The 17677-nt window shown below is 57.4% G+C and carries 13 protein-coding genes; 12 read left to right on the top strand and 1 reads right to left on the bottom strand.

What is annotated here, in order from left to right; genetic code table 11:
- Positions 1-101 precede the first annotated feature (101 nt).
- The 8 genes from ACN0XM_RS05380 (at position 102) to pdxJ (ending at position 9030) form a co-directional block, all read left to right on the top strand.
- Positions 102-2828 carry an EAL domain-containing protein gene (locus tag ACN0XM_RS05380; RefSeq protein WP_417565893.1) on the top strand — a complete coding sequence of 909 codons (2727 nt, stop codon included), beginning with the start codon at positions 102-104 and terminating at the stop codon, positions 2826-2828.
- A 104-nt stretch (positions 2829-2932) separates the two neighbouring features.
- Entirely contained in the window at positions 2933-4735 is a 1803-nt protein-coding gene (gene lepA / locus ACN0XM_RS05375) for a translation elongation factor 4 (RefSeq protein WP_417565892.1), read from the top strand.
- 12 nt (positions 4736-4747) lie between these two features.
- Entirely contained in the window at positions 4748-5545 is a 798-nt protein-coding gene (gene lepB / locus ACN0XM_RS05370) for a signal peptidase I (RefSeq protein ID WP_417565891.1), read from the top strand.
- Between the two features lie 26 nt (positions 5546-5571).
- Positions 5572-5961 (top strand): DUF4845 domain-containing protein, encoded by a 390-nt coding sequence (locus ACN0XM_RS05365; protein ID WP_417565890.1) that lies wholly within the window; start codon positions 5572-5574, stop codon positions 5959-5961.
- Positions 5958-6647 carry a ribonuclease III gene (gene rnc, locus ACN0XM_RS05360; RefSeq protein WP_417565889.1) on the top strand — a complete coding sequence of 230 codons (690 nt, stop codon included), beginning with the start codon at positions 5958-5960 and terminating at the stop codon, positions 6645-6647. The genes ACN0XM_RS05365 and rnc overlap by 4 nt, the downstream gene beginning before the upstream one ends.
- A complete protein-coding gene (gene era, locus ACN0XM_RS05355; protein WP_417565888.1) occupies positions 6647-7564 on the top strand; it encodes a GTPase Era in 918 nt (305 codons plus the stop codon). Before rnc ends, era begins: the two co-directional genes overlap by 1 nt.
- A 7-nt stretch (positions 7565-7571) precedes the next feature.
- Positions 7572-8300, top strand: coding sequence for a DNA repair protein RecO (recO, locus tag ACN0XM_RS05350; RefSeq protein ID WP_417565887.1), 729 nt, complete (start codon positions 7572-7574; stop codon positions 8298-8300).
- Positions 8290-9030 (top strand): pyridoxine 5'-phosphate synthase, encoded by a 741-nt coding sequence (gene pdxJ / locus ACN0XM_RS05345; protein ID WP_417565886.1) that lies wholly within the window; start codon positions 8290-8292, stop codon positions 9028-9030. Before recO ends, pdxJ begins: the two co-directional genes overlap by 11 nt.
- Positions 9031-9040: 10 nt before the next feature.
- Here pdxJ and ACN0XM_RS05340 read toward each other — a convergent pair whose 3' ends face one another.
- On the bottom strand, positions 9041-11917 hold the full coding sequence (locus ACN0XM_RS05340) for an ATP-binding protein (RefSeq protein WP_417565885.1): 2877 nt from the start codon (positions 11915-11917) through the stop codon (positions 9041-9043).
- A gap of 225 nt (positions 11918-12142) precedes the next feature.
- On the opposite strand from ACN0XM_RS05340, the gene cysM reads away from it, so the two are divergent.
- The 4 genes from cysM to mazG all read left to right on the top strand — a co-directional run bounded on the left by cysM (position 12143) and on the right by mazG (position 17562).
- Positions 12143-13036, top strand: a complete 894-nt coding sequence (cysM, locus tag ACN0XM_RS05335) for a cysteine synthase CysM (protein WP_417565884.1) — start codon at positions 12143-12145, stop codon at positions 13034-13036.
- 26 nt (positions 13037-13062) lie between these two features.
- Positions 13063-14412, top strand: a complete 1350-nt coding sequence (rlmD, locus tag ACN0XM_RS05330) for a 23S rRNA (uracil(1939)-C(5))-methyltransferase RlmD (protein ID WP_417565883.1) — start codon at positions 13063-13065, stop codon at positions 14410-14412.
- 61 nt (positions 14413-14473) lie between these two features.
- A complete protein-coding gene (gene relA, locus ACN0XM_RS05325; protein WP_417565882.1) occupies positions 14474-16711 on the top strand; it encodes a GTP diphosphokinase in 2238 nt (745 codons plus the stop codon).
- On the top strand, positions 16708-17562 hold the full coding sequence (gene mazG / locus ACN0XM_RS05320) for a nucleoside triphosphate pyrophosphohydrolase (RefSeq protein WP_417565881.1): 855 nt from the start codon (positions 16708-16710) through the stop codon (positions 17560-17562). The genes relA and mazG overlap by 4 nt, the downstream gene beginning before the upstream one ends.
- Positions 17563-17677 lie beyond the last annotated feature (115 nt).

Below are 17677 nucleotides of genomic sequence, written 5' to 3'. Positions count from 1 at the left end.
CCGAAAAGCCCCCGGGCGTGTTGAAAACGACACGCCCGGGGGCTTTTGTTATACTCCCCATCATCAATAATAACGAGTGGCCATGGAACGGACCAGGACGCATGATGAACAGACAGGAACTTTCCCTCCGTAAGCTGCTGGAATTTCGCAATGCCTGGGTTGCGTGGATGATTTTTGCAGTGGCGGTAGCGGTCACTGTTCTACTTTGGCAGGTTTCCATCAGGCTTGTTGAAGACCGCACCGAAGCCAGATTCCGCACTCAGTCACTGCAGTTGAAATCGGCCATCGAAGAACGCCTCCTCAACTATGAACAGGTCCTGGCTGGAAGCGCCGGGCTTTTTGCCGTGGCCGGTGATGTGTCCCGGGAGCAGTGGAGGGAATACGTCGACAAGGTCGATATCAACCGTTATTACCCCGGCATTCAGGGTATTGGCTATGTCCGTCGGATTGGCGTGCGGCAGATGGCCGATCACATTTCATCCGTGCGGGCCGAGGGTGTTCACAACTATCTCGTGAAGCCGCTAGGAAACGGTCCGTATTACTATCCCATGGTCTATCTGGAACCGGGAACCGAGCGTAATCGCCGGGCCCTGGGCTACGATGCCTTCAGTGATCCGATCCATCGTCGGGCCATGGAGCGGGCTCGTGACGACGCTGTCCCCACCGTGACTGCCAAAGTAGTCCTGGTTCAGGAGGAGCTCGGAGAGGACCAGGCAAGCTTTCTGATGTATTACCCCGTCTTTCAGGGCGGCGATGTTCCCGAGATCCGGGCCGAGCGTCGCATGATGCTGGCGGGTTACGTGTTCAGTGCGTTCCGCATGAACAACCTGATTGACGGGATTGTTGGCCTGATATCGCCATTTCTCGATGTCCGGATCTATGACGCCGGGGTGGCGGAGCGGCAGAACCTGATGTACGGCTCCAATCTGGGTTCGCTTGATAACCAATTCAGTTTCGAGATGAGCCAGACAATCAGCCATGGAGGGCGTGAATGGTTACTGCAGACCCGTTCCACCCCCGCATTCGATTTTTTGGCATCGGATCCGCGGCCACCCATTGTGCTTGGCACAGGACTGGTCATCGGCGTGTTGTTGTTCCTGTTCGTGTTGGCTCTGATTCGCTCTCGGCTGATGGCCCATATGAGTGCCGGCCGCTACCGGGCCATTACCGAGGGGGCTGCCAATGTCACGCTGGTGATGGACCGAGCCGGACAGCCGCTCTATGCCAGCCCGTCCAGTCTCGATATTCTTGGTTTTGAGCCGGATCAGGTGCAGGCGCTGAACTTTGAAAAGCTGGTTCATGGGGATGACTGGCCCCAGCTACAAAAAGGCTTTGACGATTCTGTGAACGCGCCGGGCAAGCAGATGCCGGTTATCCGTGTCCGTATTCGTGATGCCGAGGGCCGGTGGCGGGATATGGAAGGCACTTTCACCGCCATGCTGGCGGTGCCCGGGGTTAATGGTGTTGTTCTGAGCCTTCGTGATCTGACCCAGTTGAAGGCTGCACAGTCTGAGCTTCATCGCCTGGCCTTCTACGACCCCCTGACCGGATTGGCTAACCGGCAGCTGTTCCGGGATCGTCTCAATCATGTGGTGAGCCGCAGTCGTCGCAGCGGGGAGCCGGCCGCCCTGATGTTCCTGGATCTGGACGGATTCAAGCGCATCAATGACACCCTTGGGCATGATTCCGGCGATGACCTGTTGTGCCAAGTGGCCCAGTGGCTGGTGGGCTGCGTTCGTGAAGAGGATTCGGTCGCCCGGCTTGGAGGGGACGAATTTGTTGTCCTGCTGTCCCGGATCAGCGGTCCGGACGCCGCGGGCAAGGTGGCAGAGACCATTCTGCGCAGCCTGTGCCAGCGTATCCGTCTTAACGATCATGAGGTCGGGATCACCGTTAGTATCGGCATTACCATGATCCCTCACGACAGTGAGGACGCCGGAACCCTTATGAAGTACGCTGACCTGGCGATGTATCGGGCCAAGGAGCTGGGCCGGAATACCTTCCAGTTCTTCACGCCCGCAATGAATATCAAGGCTGCCCGGCGGCTGCTGCAGCAGGAGGAGCTGGCAACGGCTCTGGATGGTGAGCGTTTCGTGCTGCACTATCAGCCCAAGATTGATCTGGCCAGCGAGCAGGTGATCGGGGTGGAGGCGTTTCTGCGCTGGCACCACCCCGATAAAGGGCTGGTATCAGCCCAGCAGTTTATCGGACTGGCAGAGGAAACGGGCCTGATTGTGCGTCTCGGCGAGATGGCGCTTCGCCAGGCCTGTATCCAGGTTCAGGCTCTCGAACGGGCTGGGTTTGAGTCCCTCAAGATGGCGGTGAATCTGTCGGTGCGCCAGCTGACAGACTCCGGCTTCCTGGATATGATCCGGCAGGTCATTACCGAGACAGGCGTGTCGCCCGAACAGCTGGAGCTGGAAATGCCGGCCGAGCTTCTCAACGAAGACCCGCGAATGCTGCGCGAGCTGCTGGTTTCGCTCCACGATCTGGGCGTGTGCCTGATTCTCGATGACTTTGGCGCCGGCCCCTGTTCACTGGTCGCGCTGCAACAACTGCCGCTGGATGTAATCAAGATCGACCACCGTTTTATTCGTGATATCCCTTACAATGTAAGCGCCACCGATGTTGCCTCGGCTGTCATTGCCCTGGCCCGCAAGCTCCACCTCACGGTAGTGGCCGAAGGAGTGGAAACGCCGCAGCAGCTGAGTTTCCTGAAATCCCACGGCTGTGCCCAGTGTCAGGGCAACCTGTTCAGTTACCCCCTGGACGAGGATGCCCTGATCGGCTTCCTGATCCGGCAGTACGAGAGGCCGCTGATTTCCTGATCATGGCAATGGCGGCCGGTAACCGGTAAAATCACGCCGTTCCCGGATCCGGGTAGTGGCCTCTCCGGGCTCAATCCTTCGTCTTAACTGAGTATTCATTGTCTGTGACTGAACTGAGCCGAATCCGTAACTTTTCCATTATCGCCCACATCGACCATGGTAAATCCACGCTTGCAGACCGTTTTATTCAGCTCTGTGGTGGGCTGACCAACCGTGAAATGGCCGAGCAGGTCCTGGACTCCATGGACCTTGAGCGTGAGCGAGGGATTACCATCAAGGCCCAGAGTGTCACGCTTAATTACAAGGCCCGGGATGGCCAGGTATACAAGCTGAATTTTATCGACACCCCGGGCCATGTGGATTTTTCCTACGAAGTGTCACGTTCGCTTTACGCCTGCGAGGGCGCATTGCTGGTGGTGGACGCCGGGCAGGGTGTTGAGGCCCAGTCGGTGGCCAACTGCTATACCGCCATTGAACAGGGGCTGGAAGTAGTGCCGGTCCTGAACAAAATGGACCTGCCCCAGGCCGAACCGGAGCGGGTGGCTGCGGAAATTGAGGACATCATCGGTATCGAGGCGTCGGACGCCGTGCGCTGCAGCGCCAAAAGTGGCTTAGGCGTTGAAGATGTGCTGGAAGACCTGATCAAGAAGATTCCACCGCCCAAAGGTGATCGCAGTGCACCGCTGCAAGCGCTGATCATTGACTCGTGGTTCGACAATTACCTGGGCGTTGTGTCCCTCGTCAGGGTGACCGAAGGAACCCTGAAAAAGGGCGACAGAATTGTCATCAAATCAACCGGTAAAGCCTGGAACGCGGATAAGGTCGGGATTTTCAACCCCAAGCCAACTGATACGGATGTGCTGGAGGCCGGCGACGTCGGCTTTGTCGTGGCCGGTATCAAGGATATTCATGGTGCGCCGGTGGGCGACACCATCGTGCACCAAAAGTTCGCTGCTGAAACCCCCATGCTGCCTGGTTTCAAGAAGGTCAAGCCGCAGGTATACGCCGGTCTGTTCCCGGTAAGTGCGGACGACTACAACGATTTCCGGGATGCGCTGGAGAAACTGACCCTGAACGACGCCTCCCTGTTCTTCGAACCAGAGAGCTCGGACGCCCTTGGTTTTGGTTTCCGGTGCGGTTTTCTCGGCATGTTGCACATGGAAATTATCCAGGAGCGGCTGGAGCGAGAATACGACATCGACCTGATTACCACCGCCCCCACGGTGATCTATGAGGTGCTTACCAAGCAGGGTGAGACCTTGTCGGTGGACAACCCATCCAGCCTTCCGGATATTGGCTCTATTGAAGAAATGCGAGAGCCGATGGTGGAAGCGAACATTCTGGTGCCACAGGAGCATCTCGGTAACGTGATTGCCCTGTGTGAAGAGAAGCGGGGCGTTCAGAAGAACATGCACTTCATGTCGACCCAGGTTCAGCTGACCTATGAGCTGCCTATGGCGGAGGTGGTCATGGATTTCTTCGACCGTATCAAGTCTGCCAGCCGTGGCTTTGCTTCACTGGATTACCATTTCACCCGTTTTCAGGAAGCCAATCTGGTGCGGCTGGATGTGCTGATCAATGGTGAGCGAGTAGATGCGCTGGCGCTGATCGTTCACAAGGAGCAGGCGCATCGCAAGGGGCGTCAGCTGATCGAGAAGATGAAGGAACTGATCCCGCGGCAGATGTTTGATATTGCCATTCAGGCAGCCATCGGAAACCAGGTGGTATCGCGGGTTACGGTGAAGGCGTTGCGTAAGAACGTAACCGCAAAGTGTTACGGTGGCGACGTCAGCCGGAAGAAGAAACTGCTGCAGAAGCAGAAAGAAGGTAAAAAGCGCATGAAGCAACTGGGTAATGTCGAGGTGCCTCAGGAAGCGTTTCTTGCTGTACTGAAAGTCGATAACTAAAAGGCCCCCTGGATGGATATCAATTTCCCCCTGGTTCTGGTGGTACTGACCTTCGCAACGGGTCTGATCTGGCTGGCGGACAAGCTGTTTCTTCGGGAGCGTCGCCTAGCTGGATCCCGTGCCGGAGATAACGACGCAGGTGGCTCAGCCGGTGAGGCAGAAGAACCCAAAGAGCCGTACCTCGTTGATCTCAGCCGCTCCTTTTTCCCGGTGCTGGCGATTGTTCTGGTGCTGCGGTCCTTTCTGGTGGAACCGTTCCAGATTCCGTCCGGCTCCATGCTGCCAACCCTTGAGGTTGGCGATTTTATTCTAGTCAACAAGTACGCATACGGGCTTCGGTTGCCCGTCGCGGGCACCAAAGTCCTTACCGTTGATGATCCTCAGCGGGGCGATGTAATGGTGTTCAAGTATCCGAAAGATGGCGAGACCAACTACATCAAGCGGGTCATTGGAGAGCCAGGCGATCGTATCCGGTATCAGGACAAGCAACTGTTTATCAATGGCGAGCGTGTGGAGAGCCGATTTATCGCAAGGCTGCCGCCCATGGAGTTGCGCCGGGAAGATCTGGGCGAGGTTGAACACGACATCTACCTGACGCTTGGCCGCCCCGGTGGAAGTGGTGAAGGGGAGTGGCAGGTGCCCGAGGGCCATTATTTTGTCATGGGCGATAATCGCGATAACAGTAATGACAGCCGCTACTGGGGCATGGTCCCTGACGAGCTGGTAGTCGGCAAGGCCTTTGCTATATGGATGCACTGGAAATCCCTAACCAGTCTGCCATCCTTTGATCGTGTGGGCGGAATCGAGTAACTCGGACAATCTGGAGTGCAGGCATAATGAAGAAAAACAATCTTTCCGGCATGGGCCGTCAAGGCGGTGCTTCGGCACTGACGATGATGGTTATGGTGCTGTTTTTTGGTGGCTTGCTGACTTTAGTGATCAAGCTCGGTCCCGCTTACCTTGATGACATCACCATTCAGGAGGCGCTGGAAAGCCTTGATGGCACCGAGGGCCTCTCGAAGATGGGGCCAGCGCAGGTACGCACTCTGATGAACAAGCGCCTCAGTGTGAACAATGTCCGGGGTTTTGATGCCAAAAACATTTCTGTTGAAAAAGACGGCGAACTTGTTGTCATAAAGGTTGATTACGAAGTGCGTAATAACCTTTTCAGCAACGTGGATACGGTCGTCCACTTCAAGCATGAATATGAGATGAAGGGCAAGTGAGTTCACAGCCGGATCTGGATCAGTTGCAGCGCCGCATCGGCTATCAGTTCCAATCGCCGGAGCGGCTTTTGCTGGCGCTTACCCACCGGAGTTACGGGAACCAGAATAACGAGCGCCTTGAGTTCCTCGGTGATTCCATTGTGAACATGGTCATTGCAGAATACCTGTTCCTTCATTTTGAAAAAGCTCGGGAAGGCCAGCTAAGCCGGCTTCGTGCCCGCATGGTCAAGGGTGTCACGCTGGCGGAAATTGGCCGGGAGTTTCAGCTTGGCAATTACCTGCGCCTGGGTTCCGGAGAGCTCAAGAGCGGTGGATTTCGGCGGGAGTCGATTCTGGCGGATGCGGTGGAATCCATCATCGGTGCCATCTATCTGGACAGCGATTTTCACACATGTCGTGAACAGGTGCTGCGCTGGTTCGAACACCGGCTGGAGAAGCTCGACATTCAGGATACCCAGAAAGACCCGAAAACCCGTCTGCAGGAATACCTTCAGTCCCGGCAGTTTCCGCTGCCGCGGTACGATGTCATTTCTGTCGACGGCGAAGCCCACAACCAGACCTTCAATGTATCCTGTGCGCTGCCTTCTCTGGATCGAAAAACCACCGGGACCGGCAGCAGCCGCCGTGTGGCCGAGCAGCAGGCAGCCCGTAACGCCCTGAAAGAGCTGGGCGTGGAGAACCAGTAATGAATGAGATCACCCGTCCGGAGAACCCGGACAGTCGCTGCGGTTTTGTGGCCATCGTCGGCCGCCCGAACGTGGGTAAATCCACGCTGCTGAACCATATTCTCGGGCAGAAGCTGAGTATTACCTCCCGCAAGCCCCAGACCACCCGGCATCAGGTGCTCGGCATCAAGACCGTCGGCCCGGTCCAGGCGATTTATGTCGATACGCCGGGCATGCACGAAGAAGAGCCCCGGGCCCTGAATCGCTACATGAACAAGGCGGCCACCTCAGCATTAATTGACGTGGATGTCGTGGTTTTTGTGGTGGATCAGCTGGCTTGGACCACCGCCGATGAAATGGTGCTGGAGAAACTCAGCAAGCTGAAATGCCCGGTTATCCTGGCGGTCAATAAGGTCGACAAGATCGAGAAGCGGGAAAGCCTGCTGCCCCACCTGGATATGGTCTCGAAAAAGCGCGAATTCGCAGAGATTATTCCGCTTTCAGCCCTCAAAGAAACCAACCTGAAGCCTCTTGAAGAAGCGGTGGGTCGTTTCCTGCCGGAGAGTATTCACTTCTACCCGGATGACCAGATCACCGATCGCAGCGAACGCTTTCTTGCCTCCGAAATCGTTCGGGAAAAGATCACTCGGCAACTGGGTGCAGAACTGCCGTACTCGGTAGCGGTTGAAATTGAGGAGTTCAAGCGCGAGGGCAAGACCCTGCACATCTCTGCGCTCATCCTGGTAGAGCGTGAAGGTCAGAAAAAAATCATGATCGGGGACAAGGGCGAGCGGATGCGCCGTATCGGTCAGGAGGCGCGTGCGGATATGGAGCGTATGTTCGACAGCAAAATCATGCTGCGGCTCTGGGTGAAGGTAAAGCGTGGCTGGGCTGACAGCGACCGGGCCCTCAAGAGCCTGGGCATGAACGACCTCTGAGGCGGTTATGAAAGGGCCTGAGTTGCAGGAGCCCGCCTATGCCCTTCACCGTCGCCCATGGCGGGAAACCAGCCTCATGGTTGATGTGTTCACCCTGAATTACGGCCGCATCACAGTGATTGCCAAGGGCGCCAACAGCGCCAAAAGTCCCTTGAAAGCCCAGCTTCAGCCTTTCCAGCCGTTGGTTATGGACTGGGTGGGCCGGGGCGACCTGAAAACTCTCACCCAGGTGGATGTGTGCAGTGGCCCGGCGTTGACCCGGACCATTTCCCTGTACAGTGGTCTTTATCTGAATGAACTGCTGCAGCGGGTTCTTCCGGCTTTTGATCCACATCCGACCCTGTTTGCGGCCTACATCGATGCTATCGGCCAGCTGTCCGGCACGACCGATGTTGAGCCGGTGCTCCGGCACTTCGAACTGGCGTTCGCCTCAGCCATGGGCTACGGCTTTGCCTGGGATATCGCCACAGACACGGGGCAGTCCGTCGAAGCCGGCCGGCAGTATTGTTATGATCCCGAGCAGGGCATTGTGGCCGGGGTCTCGCCCGGAGTACGCCTGCAAAATCTTCCGGGAGAGGTGCTGTTAGGTCTGGCCCGGGGGGATTTTCAATCCGAGACCTGTCGCCGGGTGTCCAAGCGGATTATGCGGGTACTCACTGACTACCTTCTGCAGGGACGTCCCCTGAATAGCCGCAGTCTTTTCACTCACCTTCGGGGAGAATCACATGAATCCTAGAGTTTTGCTTGGCGTCAATATTGATCACGTTGCCACCCTGCGGCAGGCGAGGGGAACCCGGTATCCAGACCCGGTTCAGGCGGCGCTGATGGCAGAGGAAGCGGGTGCTGATGGCATCACTATCCATCCGAGGGAAGACCGGCGCCATATTCAGGATCGGGATGTGCTGCTCCTGAAAGAAGTGCTGCAGACCAAGATGAACCTCGAAATGGCCGTTACCGATGCCATGCTGGCGTTTGCAGAGCAGGTGCGCCCCGAATGCGTTTGTCTGGTCCCTGAAAAAAGGGAAGAACTGACCACTGAAGGTGGCCTGGATGTCGATGGCCAGGAGTCCCGAGTGGCGAAGGCCTGCGAGCGACTCGCCCGGATTGGCGCCGAGGTGTCACTCTTTATTGATCCAGACCCGGTGCAGATTGATGCGGCGGTTCGCTGCGGCGCCCCGGTGGTGGAGCTGCATACCGGCGAATATGCTGAGGCCAGGAATGCCGAGGCCGAGGATGCCGCTTTCAAGACCATCGCCGATGCTGTCGCTTATGCGCGCAAGAAGGGGCTGATTGTAAACGCAGGCCATGGCCTGCACTATCACAACACTGAACGGGTGGCTGCGATTCAGGGCATCAATGAACTGAATATTGGCCATGCCATTATTGCCCGCGCCGTCTTCACCGGCCTGAAAGAGGCCGTCCGCGATATGAAGGTCATTCTTGATCAGGCCCGGGGCCGGGCCTGATCGGGCGGCCTCAGGACGTTTTGGCCGCCGGGTGCCGTTCGCGAAACAGCTGTTGCCAGTCGGTCTGCTCACTCCAGATCTGCAGGCGTTCCATGGCGGAAAGAAACTGATCTTTTTGTTGGTCCATATCCGGTGCGGAGCATTTGATGGCTGTTTCCAGCCGGTTGGCCGCGGCTCGAATTTCCGGAACACCGCAGTAGCGGGAAGCGCCATGAAGTTTGTGAACGCACTCCAGCAGCTCATCCATGCTCTGTTTCTCCCAAAATTCGGATACCCGCGGCAGATCGACGTGGACTTGCTCCAGCAGCATGCTGAACAGTTCCTCGGCCAGGTCCGCTTTGCCGGCCGCCAACTGAATGCTCTCGTCAACACTCACGCAGTCCTGTTGCAATTGACGCGTTGACGGGCGCAGGGCGCGGCGCGTGTCCCGGACTTCCGGGATCCGGGTGCGTCCTGTGCCGGTCATGCTCGGGCAGACATATCCAGTGTACTGGTGAATGATCTCGGTGAGCTGGCTACTGCTAATGGGTTTGGGCATGTAGCTGTCGAAGCCCTGCCTGGTCAGCCTTTCCTGTTCGTCGGCGAGAGCATGCGCTGTCAGCGCAATAATCGGCGTGCGGTGATTGCCGGTATCCATCTCCCGTAATCTGGCTGTCGTCTCCACACCATCCATTCCGGGCATCTGAAGATCCATGAAGACCAGGTCGAAGGGTTTCTGCCTCGCCTTACTAAGGGCTTCAAACCCGCTGGATGCCCCTTCGGCTTCGAGCTGGCAGTCGCCTAGCAGTGTAAGGACCAGTTTCAGGTTGGCGTCGTTGTCATCGACGGCGAGCACTCTGGGCACATTGCCAGAGGACAGCCGTTGTTCGGCAGTTTCATATTCCACAGAGGTGCGCCCCACCGAGTCGATGCCATGTACCAGAAGCAACAGCTCATCGTAAAGGGCGTCCCGGCACACCGGTTTGGTCAGGTGACCGCTGGCCAGCGTCGAGAGTGGGGTGTCGTGGTTTTCCAGAGTTGGTGTCAACAGCAGCGCCCGGCAGTCCCGTTCGATTTCCAGGGTGCGTACCAGCCCGCAGTACTGGCTGGAGTTGAGCAGATGACGGGTAATGCCAACAATAGCCACGGCATACCCGGACTGACTTTTCTGGGCTTCCTCGATCTGCTCCTGCAGAGCTCCGGGCGAAGCCACGCGATCAACCACCATGCCCCAGTCGCGCAGCAGGTGTTCTACTGCCAGCCCCGTGGTTTTTTGTTGCTCCAGGTAAATTACCCGTTCGCCCCTCAACGCATCTCTTGGTGCGATGGCTTCACCGCTGGTTGCCAGCTCCGATGTCAGGGTAAACCAGAAGGTCGAACCTTTGCCCAGTTCACTATCAAGGCCGATCTTACCGCCCATCTCCTCGACCAGCCGCTTGGATATGGCCAGGCCGAGGCCGGTACCGCCATACTGGCGGGCAGTGGACGCGTCCGCCTGACTGAAGGCATTGAACAGGGATTGTTGTTGAGCTCGGGAAAGGCCCACGCCGGAATCGGAAATGCTAAGGCGAAGGGTGACTCGGTTGGTGTCTTTCTCTTCGTCTTCCAGGCTTGCTCGGAGCACCACTTCACCCGTCTGGGTAAACTTGATGGCGTTATTGACCAGGTTGGTGAGGACCTGTTTGACCCGCAATGGGTCGCCCATGATGTTGTCCGGCACGTCGTTATAGACAAGGGGCACCAGGTCCAGGTTTTTGGCATGGGCCGCCGGTGCCAGCATCACCATGACCTCCTCGACGATATCCCTTAACTGGAACGGGACCCGATCGAGAATGAGCTTTCCGGCCTCGATCTTGGAGAAGTCCAGTATATCGTTGATGATCGTCAGCAGGATTTCCGAGGATTTCCGGATTGTGCTCAGGTGGTCCCTCTGCTGTCTCGGCAGCGGGCTTTTCAGAAGCAGTTCGGTGAAACCGATGATGCCATTGAGTGGCGTGCGGATTTCGTGGGACATATTGGCCAGGAATTCCGATTTGATCCGGCTCGCCTCCAGAGCCTCTTTCCGGGCAAAGTCCAGCTCAATGTTCTGGATTTCGATGGTTTCCAGGGTTTCCCGCAGGTCTTCGGTGGCCTGGTCAATGTTTTGCTGCATCTCTGCCTGGGCCTTGCTCAGCTCCCCGGCCATGGCATTGAGCCCTGATTCAAGTTGTTCGAACTCAGGACCGGCTCTGGTATACACACGGGTATCCAGCTTTCCTTCCTTGAGTCTGGCAACCGCTTCGTTCAGTTCGAATACCGGGTTGGTGAAGGCGCGGCTGAGCCTCAGGGCAATGGCCATGCTGAGGATTACACCACCGAGTACCAGCAGCAGGGAAATCAGCAGTGCCTTGTAGGTTTCCTTCTCGGTTCGGATGTGGGACATCTCCACAACAACCCATCCCAGGGGTTCCTGCAGGCCGGCCATGGACTGGCGGGCATCCGGGTCCATCATGCTCTCGATCATCAGGTCCTGAAGGAAAACCGGAGTAATGAAGCGGGTGCTGTTATCCCGGGAGATTCGTGTTGCGGGCTCCGCGCTCAGCTTTTCGGTTTTCACGGTGTCGGAGCTGCCTGGCCCCGTGTGAAGCAGGCGTGAGCCGTCACTGCCAAAAAAGGTGATTGAGCGAACGTCTTGTTCTTCAAGCAGGGCATTGGAGAGGCTGCTGAGTAGGCTACGGTTGGCGGTGAACAGACCGTATTCCGAGCCTGCTGCCAACTGGCGCGACAGTGATTCGCCCCGGTCCCAGAGCAGGCTCTCAATATTGGTGACCCAGCTGTAGGTGAAAAACAGCCCCAGCATCAAGGTGGTCAGTAAGGTGGGAACCAGGGTTACCACCAAAACTTTCTTGCGAATACCCCAACGTCGCATACCGTGTTCCTGAGTTATTGCCTGTGACCGTAAGCAAGTACGGAAAACTTCCGTGTTAAGCATAGATGATCCGGGTGCTGATAGCTGTGGTATCAGTCCCGGCATACCGCGAAAATCTCTTGGCGGATATAGCCGCCGGTCATGGATATAGCGAGAAGCTGTATTGGGAGACCGGAGCGATAACGCGTATCATGCGAAGCCAAAAGTGTACCATAGGGTTATCATATGCATTTTCCCACCATTGAAGATTATGTCGGGCACACCCCTCTGGTTCGCCTGCAGCGTCTCCCCGGTGAGACCAGCAACATCATTCTGGCCAAGCTGGAAGGAAACAATCCTGCCGGCTCGGTGAAGGATCGCCCGGCCATCAGCATGATTCAGGAGGCCGAGCGTCGCGGTGAGATCAAACCGGGAGATACCCTGATCGAGGCGACCAGCGGCAATACCGGTATAGCACTCGCCATGGCTGCGGCAATCAAGGGCTACCGCATGGTTCTGATCATGCCTGCCAACATGAGTGAGGAGCGGCGGGCCTCCATGCGTGCCTACGGCGCGGAGATTGTCACGGTCACCAAAGAAGAGGGCATGGAGACTGCCCGTGACCTCGCACTGAAGATGGAAGCGCAAGGCAAGGGCAAGGTGCTGGACCAGTTCAGCAACCAGGACAACCCACTGGCGCACTACCGCACCACCGGCCCCGAAATCTGGGAGCAGACCGGGGGGCGGGTCACCCATTTTGTCAGTTCCATGGGCACCACGGGCACCATCATGGGCGTTTCCCGGTACCTCAAGGAACGCAACCCGGATATCCGCATTATTGGCCTGCAACCGAAAGAGGGTGCCTCCATCCCCGGAATCCGGCGCTGGCCCGAAGCCTATCTGCCGAAAATTTACGACGCCACCCGGGTGGACCAGGTACTGGACATTGGCCAGGAAGAGGCCGAGACCACCATGCGGGCGCTGGCCTCCCGGGAAGGTATCTTTTGCGGAGTCTCCTCGGGCGGTTCCATTGCCGCCGCGCTGAAGCTGTCGCAGCAGGTTGAAAATGCCATTATCGTGGCCATTATCTGTGACCGCGGCGATCGCTACCTTTCGACCGGAGTGTTTCCCGGCGCCTGAATTCGTTTTTACTAAGAGATCCGAATATGAGCAGACGACGCAGGAAGGTTCTTCCCAAAGAGCCCGTGCGCTGTGAAATTGAAACTCTGAGCCACGACGGCCGGGGTATCGCCCGTCAGGACGGAAAAATCCAGTTTGTGGATGGAGCCCTGCCCGGCGAAACGGTGATGGCCAAAGTGGTGTCCAGCCGAAGCAAATTTGATGAGCTGCGCGCTGAGCAGGTGCTGGAAGCAGCGCCTGAGCGCCAGACACCGCCGTGCGAGTTCGCCGACCTGTGCGGGGGCTGCAGCCTTCAGCACATGAGCGGCGACGCCCAGATCCGGTTCAAGGAAACCACCCTGCGTGAACATTTTGCTCATTTCGGGGGCATTGAACCTGAAGAGTGGGTCGAACCCCTGCGCTCGGAAAGCAGCCTGGGCTATCGCCGAAAGGCGCGGCTGGGAGTTCGTTACGTGAAGGCCAGGGAGTCCGTTCTGGTGGGGTTCAGGGAGAAGCGCAACAGCTTCCTGACGGATATAGATCGTTGCGTTGTGCTGGATCCGCGCATCGGTGAGCGGGTGCTGCCCCTGCGCAATATGCTCCACGATCTGGACGCATACAGCAGGATTGCCCAGGTAGAAGTGGCCTGTGGTGATGATGTGGCGGTGATGGTGTTCCGGAACATGGATGAGTTGTCGGCGGGTGACCGGGGAAAACTGATTGGTTTTGGTCAGGCCCACGATTTGCATATTTACCTGCAGCCCAAAGGGCCGGATACCGTGCACCGGATCTGGCCGGAATCGGCCGGCCGGGATGATGAACGCCTGAGCTACCGGCTGGAAGAATTCGATCTGACCATGAAGTTTCATCCCATGGACTTTACCCAAGTCAATGCAGGCATTAATCGGGCAATGGTACACAGGGCTGTCGAGTGGCTGGATATCCAGCCAGAGGAGAGGGTGCTGGACCTGTTTTGCGGCCTTGGCAACTTTACCCTTCCACTGGCCAGGAAGGGCGCGCAGGTTGTTGGTGTGGAGGGCGATGAGGCCATGGTGGTTCGTGGCCAGGAAAACGCGGAACTTAATGGTCTGGACAATGTCGCTTTTCACGGTGCCGACTTGCACGGGGACTTCACCGGCCAGGGCTGGGCAAAGGAAGGTTTCGACAAGATCCTTATTGATCCGCCCCGCTCGGGAGCCGAGGAAATCTGCAAATACCTGACGGCGTTTGGGGCCCGGAAAATTGTGTATGTGTCCTGCAATCCGGCGACGCTGGCGCGGGACGCCGGAGTCATGGTGCGCAACGGCTATCGCCTTGTGCGCGCGGGTGTGATGGACATGTTTCCCCACACCACCCATGTGGAATCAATTGCGCTGTTCGAGCAGGATTCCTGCTGAAGTTGGATGTCGTGGGCAGTCAGGGATGGCTGCGTGAACCATCAGGAAGAACAAGACTGATATGGTAAAAGTTCGCGAAGACTACGCAATAACTGGCGATGGCCAGGTGGATATTGAGGGCTGGGTAAACCAGATTGCCTCGCAGACATATCTGGAAAACGTTGAGCAGTTCCGGCGAGCTTGCGAAAAGGCGGCCGAGATTGATCTGCAGGCGTTTCGGGAAGACCGCCTGTGGGCGCCTGGGTCCAGCAGTTTCCGTATTGGTCTCGAAATGGCCCAGGTGTTGGCGGAGCTGCATCTGGATCAGGCCAGTCTGGTGGCGGCGATCCTGTATCGGGCCGTTCGTGAAGAACGGGTTCCTCTTGAAGATATCCGCAAGGAATTTGGTGATGAGGTCGCAGGCCTGATCAACGGCGTTCAGCAAATGGCCGCGATTTCCTCCATTCATCACCCACTCAAGGGCAATGTACTGGGGCAGAGTGAAGGCCAGTTGGACAACGTTCGCAAGATGCTCGTTACTATGATTGACGACGTCCGCGTTGCCCTGATCAAGCTGGCGGAGCGGACCTGCGCCATCCGGGCCGTCAAGAATGGCACTGAAGAAAAACGCATGCGCGTTGCCCGGGAAGTGTTCGATATCTATGCCCCGCTGGCCCATCGACTTGGTATAGGCCACATCAAATGGGAACTGGAGGATCTGTCCTTCCGCTACCTGCATAGCTCCGCCTACAAAAAGATTGCCAAGCTGCTTGATGAGAAGCGCCTGGATCGGGAAGGCTACATCAAGCGGGTGCTTGAGACTCTGCAGACAGAACTGAAAGCGTTCGGTATTGTGGGCGAACTCTCCGGCCGGGCCAAGCACATCTACAGCATCTGGCGAAAAATGCGCCGTAAGGGTATCGACTTTTCTCAGGTGTATGACGTCCGCGCTGTTCGTATCCTGGTCCCGGAAGTACGGGACTGCTATGCGGCTCTCGGGATCGTCCATACCCTGTGGCGCCATATTCCCAACGAGTTTGACGACTATATTGCCAACCCCAAGGAAAACGGGTACCAGTCGCTGCATACGGCGGTGATCGGCCCGGAAGGCAAGGTCATGGAAGTCCAGATCCGTACCCACAAGATGCATGAGGAAGCGGAACTGGGTGTGTGTGCCCATTGGTTGTACAAGGGCACCGACAAAGGCAACAAGTCCACGGGTTACGATGCCAAGATCAACTGGCTGCGCCAGGTGCTTGAATGGCAGGAAGAGCTTGGCGACCTGTCCGGGCTGGCGGACCATCTGAAATCCGACGTGACATCGGACCGGGTGTACGTTTTTACGCCTGAGGGTCATGTGGTGGATCTGCCCCAAGGTGCAACCCCGGTGGATTTTGCCTATCGGGTCCACACCGAGATCGGCCATGCCTGTCGCGGAGCACGGGTGAACAGCCGTATCGTGCCACTGACTTATCCGCTGAAAACCGGGGATCAGGTGTTTGTTCTGACCTCCAACAATCCGGCCCCCAGCCGGGATTGGCTGAACCCGAGCCTCGGCTACATCCAGACCTCCCGGGCCCGGGCCAAGGTAACGCACTGGTTCAAGCAACAGGATCGCGGCCGCAATATCATTGACGGTCGGGCTATCCTTGAGGACGAATTCAGGCGCCTATCGCTTTACGATGTGGATCTCGGTGAGCTGGCAGTGAAGGTGAACTACCAAAACGCCGAGAATATGTTTGCAGCCGTTGGTGCCGGCGATCTGCGCCCGGCCCATGTCGCCAACGTAGCCCAGCAGATGCTGGAGCCGAAATCCGAGCAACTGGACCTCAAGCTAAGCAGCCAGCGGCGCAAGCCTTACGATACCGAATCCGATATCCAGATTCTTGGCGTAGGCAAGCTAAAAACCCAGGTAGCGAAATGCTGCAAGCCTTTGCCCGGAGACGCCATTGGCGGCTATATCACCGTAGGGCGCGGAGTGACCGTGCACCGTCAGGATTGCCTAACCTTCCTGAATCTGCGGGAGTTTGAACCGAACCGGATAATCGAGGTGAGCTGGGGTGGCCGGCCGGCGGCTGTCTATCCGGTGGACGTTGAGATTGAAGCCTATGACCGGTCCGGATTGCTACGGGATATTACACAGGTGCTCTCGTCGTCCAAGAGTGATGTGCTGGCACTGAATACCCTGAGTAACAAGGACGATAATACAGCGACCATGTTACTGACGGTGGAGATTTCCAGTCTGGAGCAGTTGGCCCGCTTGCTGGCGCAGATCCGTAACCTGCCCAATATCATTGATGTAAGGCGTAAGCGCGGATGAGCTACACCATTGACGACCTGAAAACCCTGATGGCACGGCTCCGGGATCCGAAGACCGGCTGCCCGTGGGACACCCGGCAGACCTACAAAACCATTGTGCCCCATACTCTGGAGGAGGCGTACGAAGTCGCCGACGCCATTGAGCGCGAGGATTACCCGCACCTGCAAGATGAATTGGGTGACCTCCTGTTTCAGGTGATCTTCTACGCCCAGATTGGTCGGGAAGACGGGTATTTCGACTTTGACGGTGTGGTTGATCACCTGGTTCGGAAGCTGGTGCGCCGGCACCCCCACGTCTTCCCCGCAGGGACTCTGGACAGCCGTATTGATCCGGACGATCGGCCGGATGAAGCCTGGATCAAGGAAAGCTGGGAGCGGATCAAGGCGGAAGAGCGGGCATTGGCGCCCGAAACCGGTACCAGCGAGTCATCTAGCCGGCTCGATGGCATTGCCCGAACCCTGCCGGCCATGGCGCGGGCAGAAAAGCTCCAGAAACGGGCGGCCCGCCACGGTTTTGACTGGCCGGATATCGGTCCCGTGTTCGACAAACTCCACGAGGAGATCGACGAGCTCAAGGAAGCCTGGGGAGCGGCGCAATCAGGTAAGGGGGATTCCGATGCCGTGGAGGATGAACTGGGCGACCTTCTGTTTGTCTGTGTAAATCTGGCACGGTTTATGAAGGTCAATCCTGAGCAGGCCCTCAAGCGAACCAACCACAAATTCGATGCCCGTTTCCGGGCGATTGAACGAGTGCTTGAACGCGAGGGCCGCAACATGGACGAAGAATCGCTGGAGGCGCTGGATGCCGTCTGGAAGGCGGTTAAAGGCGTGGAGCGGAGCGGAAAATGCTGACTGACAGAGCCGCCCGGTAAGTACAATCCGTTACCAATTTTCTGGTCCGCGGAGCGACGGCTTCGTCTACACTTCCGGAAACGGATGCACGGGTTTTGTGCGCCGCGCGCCATCA

The organism is Marinobacter sp., assembly GCF_048269445.1.
Lineage (GTDB): Bacteria > Pseudomonadota > Gammaproteobacteria > Pseudomonadales > Oleiphilaceae > Marinobacter.
This window is presented reverse-complemented; position numbering and strand designations above follow the sequence as displayed.

Bases quoted from the DNA above. Each gene is read 5' to 3' on its own strand.
- recO (WP_417565887.1), top strand. From the start codon at position 7,572: ATGAAAGGGCCTGAGTTGCAGGAGCCCGCCTATGCCCTTCACCGTCGC.
- ACN0XM_RS05340 (WP_417565885.1), bottom strand. From the start codon at position 11,917: ATGCGACGTTGGGGTATTCGCAAGAAAGTTTTGGTGGTAACCCTGGTT.
- ACN0XM_RS05380 (WP_417565893.1), top strand. From the start codon at position 102: ATGATGAACAGACAGGAACTTTCCCTCCGTAAGCTGCTGGAATTTCGC.
- ACN0XM_RS05365 (WP_417565890.1), top strand. From the start codon at position 5,572: ATGAAGAAAAACAATCTTTCCGGCATGGGCCGTCAAGGCGGTGCTTCG.
- mazG (WP_417565881.1), top strand. From the start codon at position 16,708: ATGAGCTACACCATTGACGACCTGAAAACCCTGATGGCACGGCTCCGG.
- rlmD (WP_417565883.1), top strand. From the start codon at position 13,063: ATGAGCAGACGACGCAGGAAGGTTCTTCCCAAAGAGCCCGTGCGCTGT.
- cysM (WP_417565884.1), top strand. From the start codon at position 12,143: ATGCATTTTCCCACCATTGAAGATTATGTCGGGCACACCCCTCTGGTT.
- pdxJ (WP_417565886.1), top strand. From the start codon at position 8,290: ATGAATCCTAGAGTTTTGCTTGGCGTCAATATTGATCACGTTGCCACC.
- lepB (WP_417565891.1), top strand. From the start codon at position 4,748: ATGGATATCAATTTCCCCCTGGTTCTGGTGGTACTGACCTTCGCAACG.
- relA (WP_417565882.1), top strand. From the start codon at position 14,474: ATGGTAAAAGTTCGCGAAGACTACGCAATAACTGGCGATGGCCAGGTG.
- era (WP_417565888.1), top strand. From the start codon at position 6,647: ATGAATGAGATCACCCGTCCGGAGAACCCGGACAGTCGCTGCGGTTTT.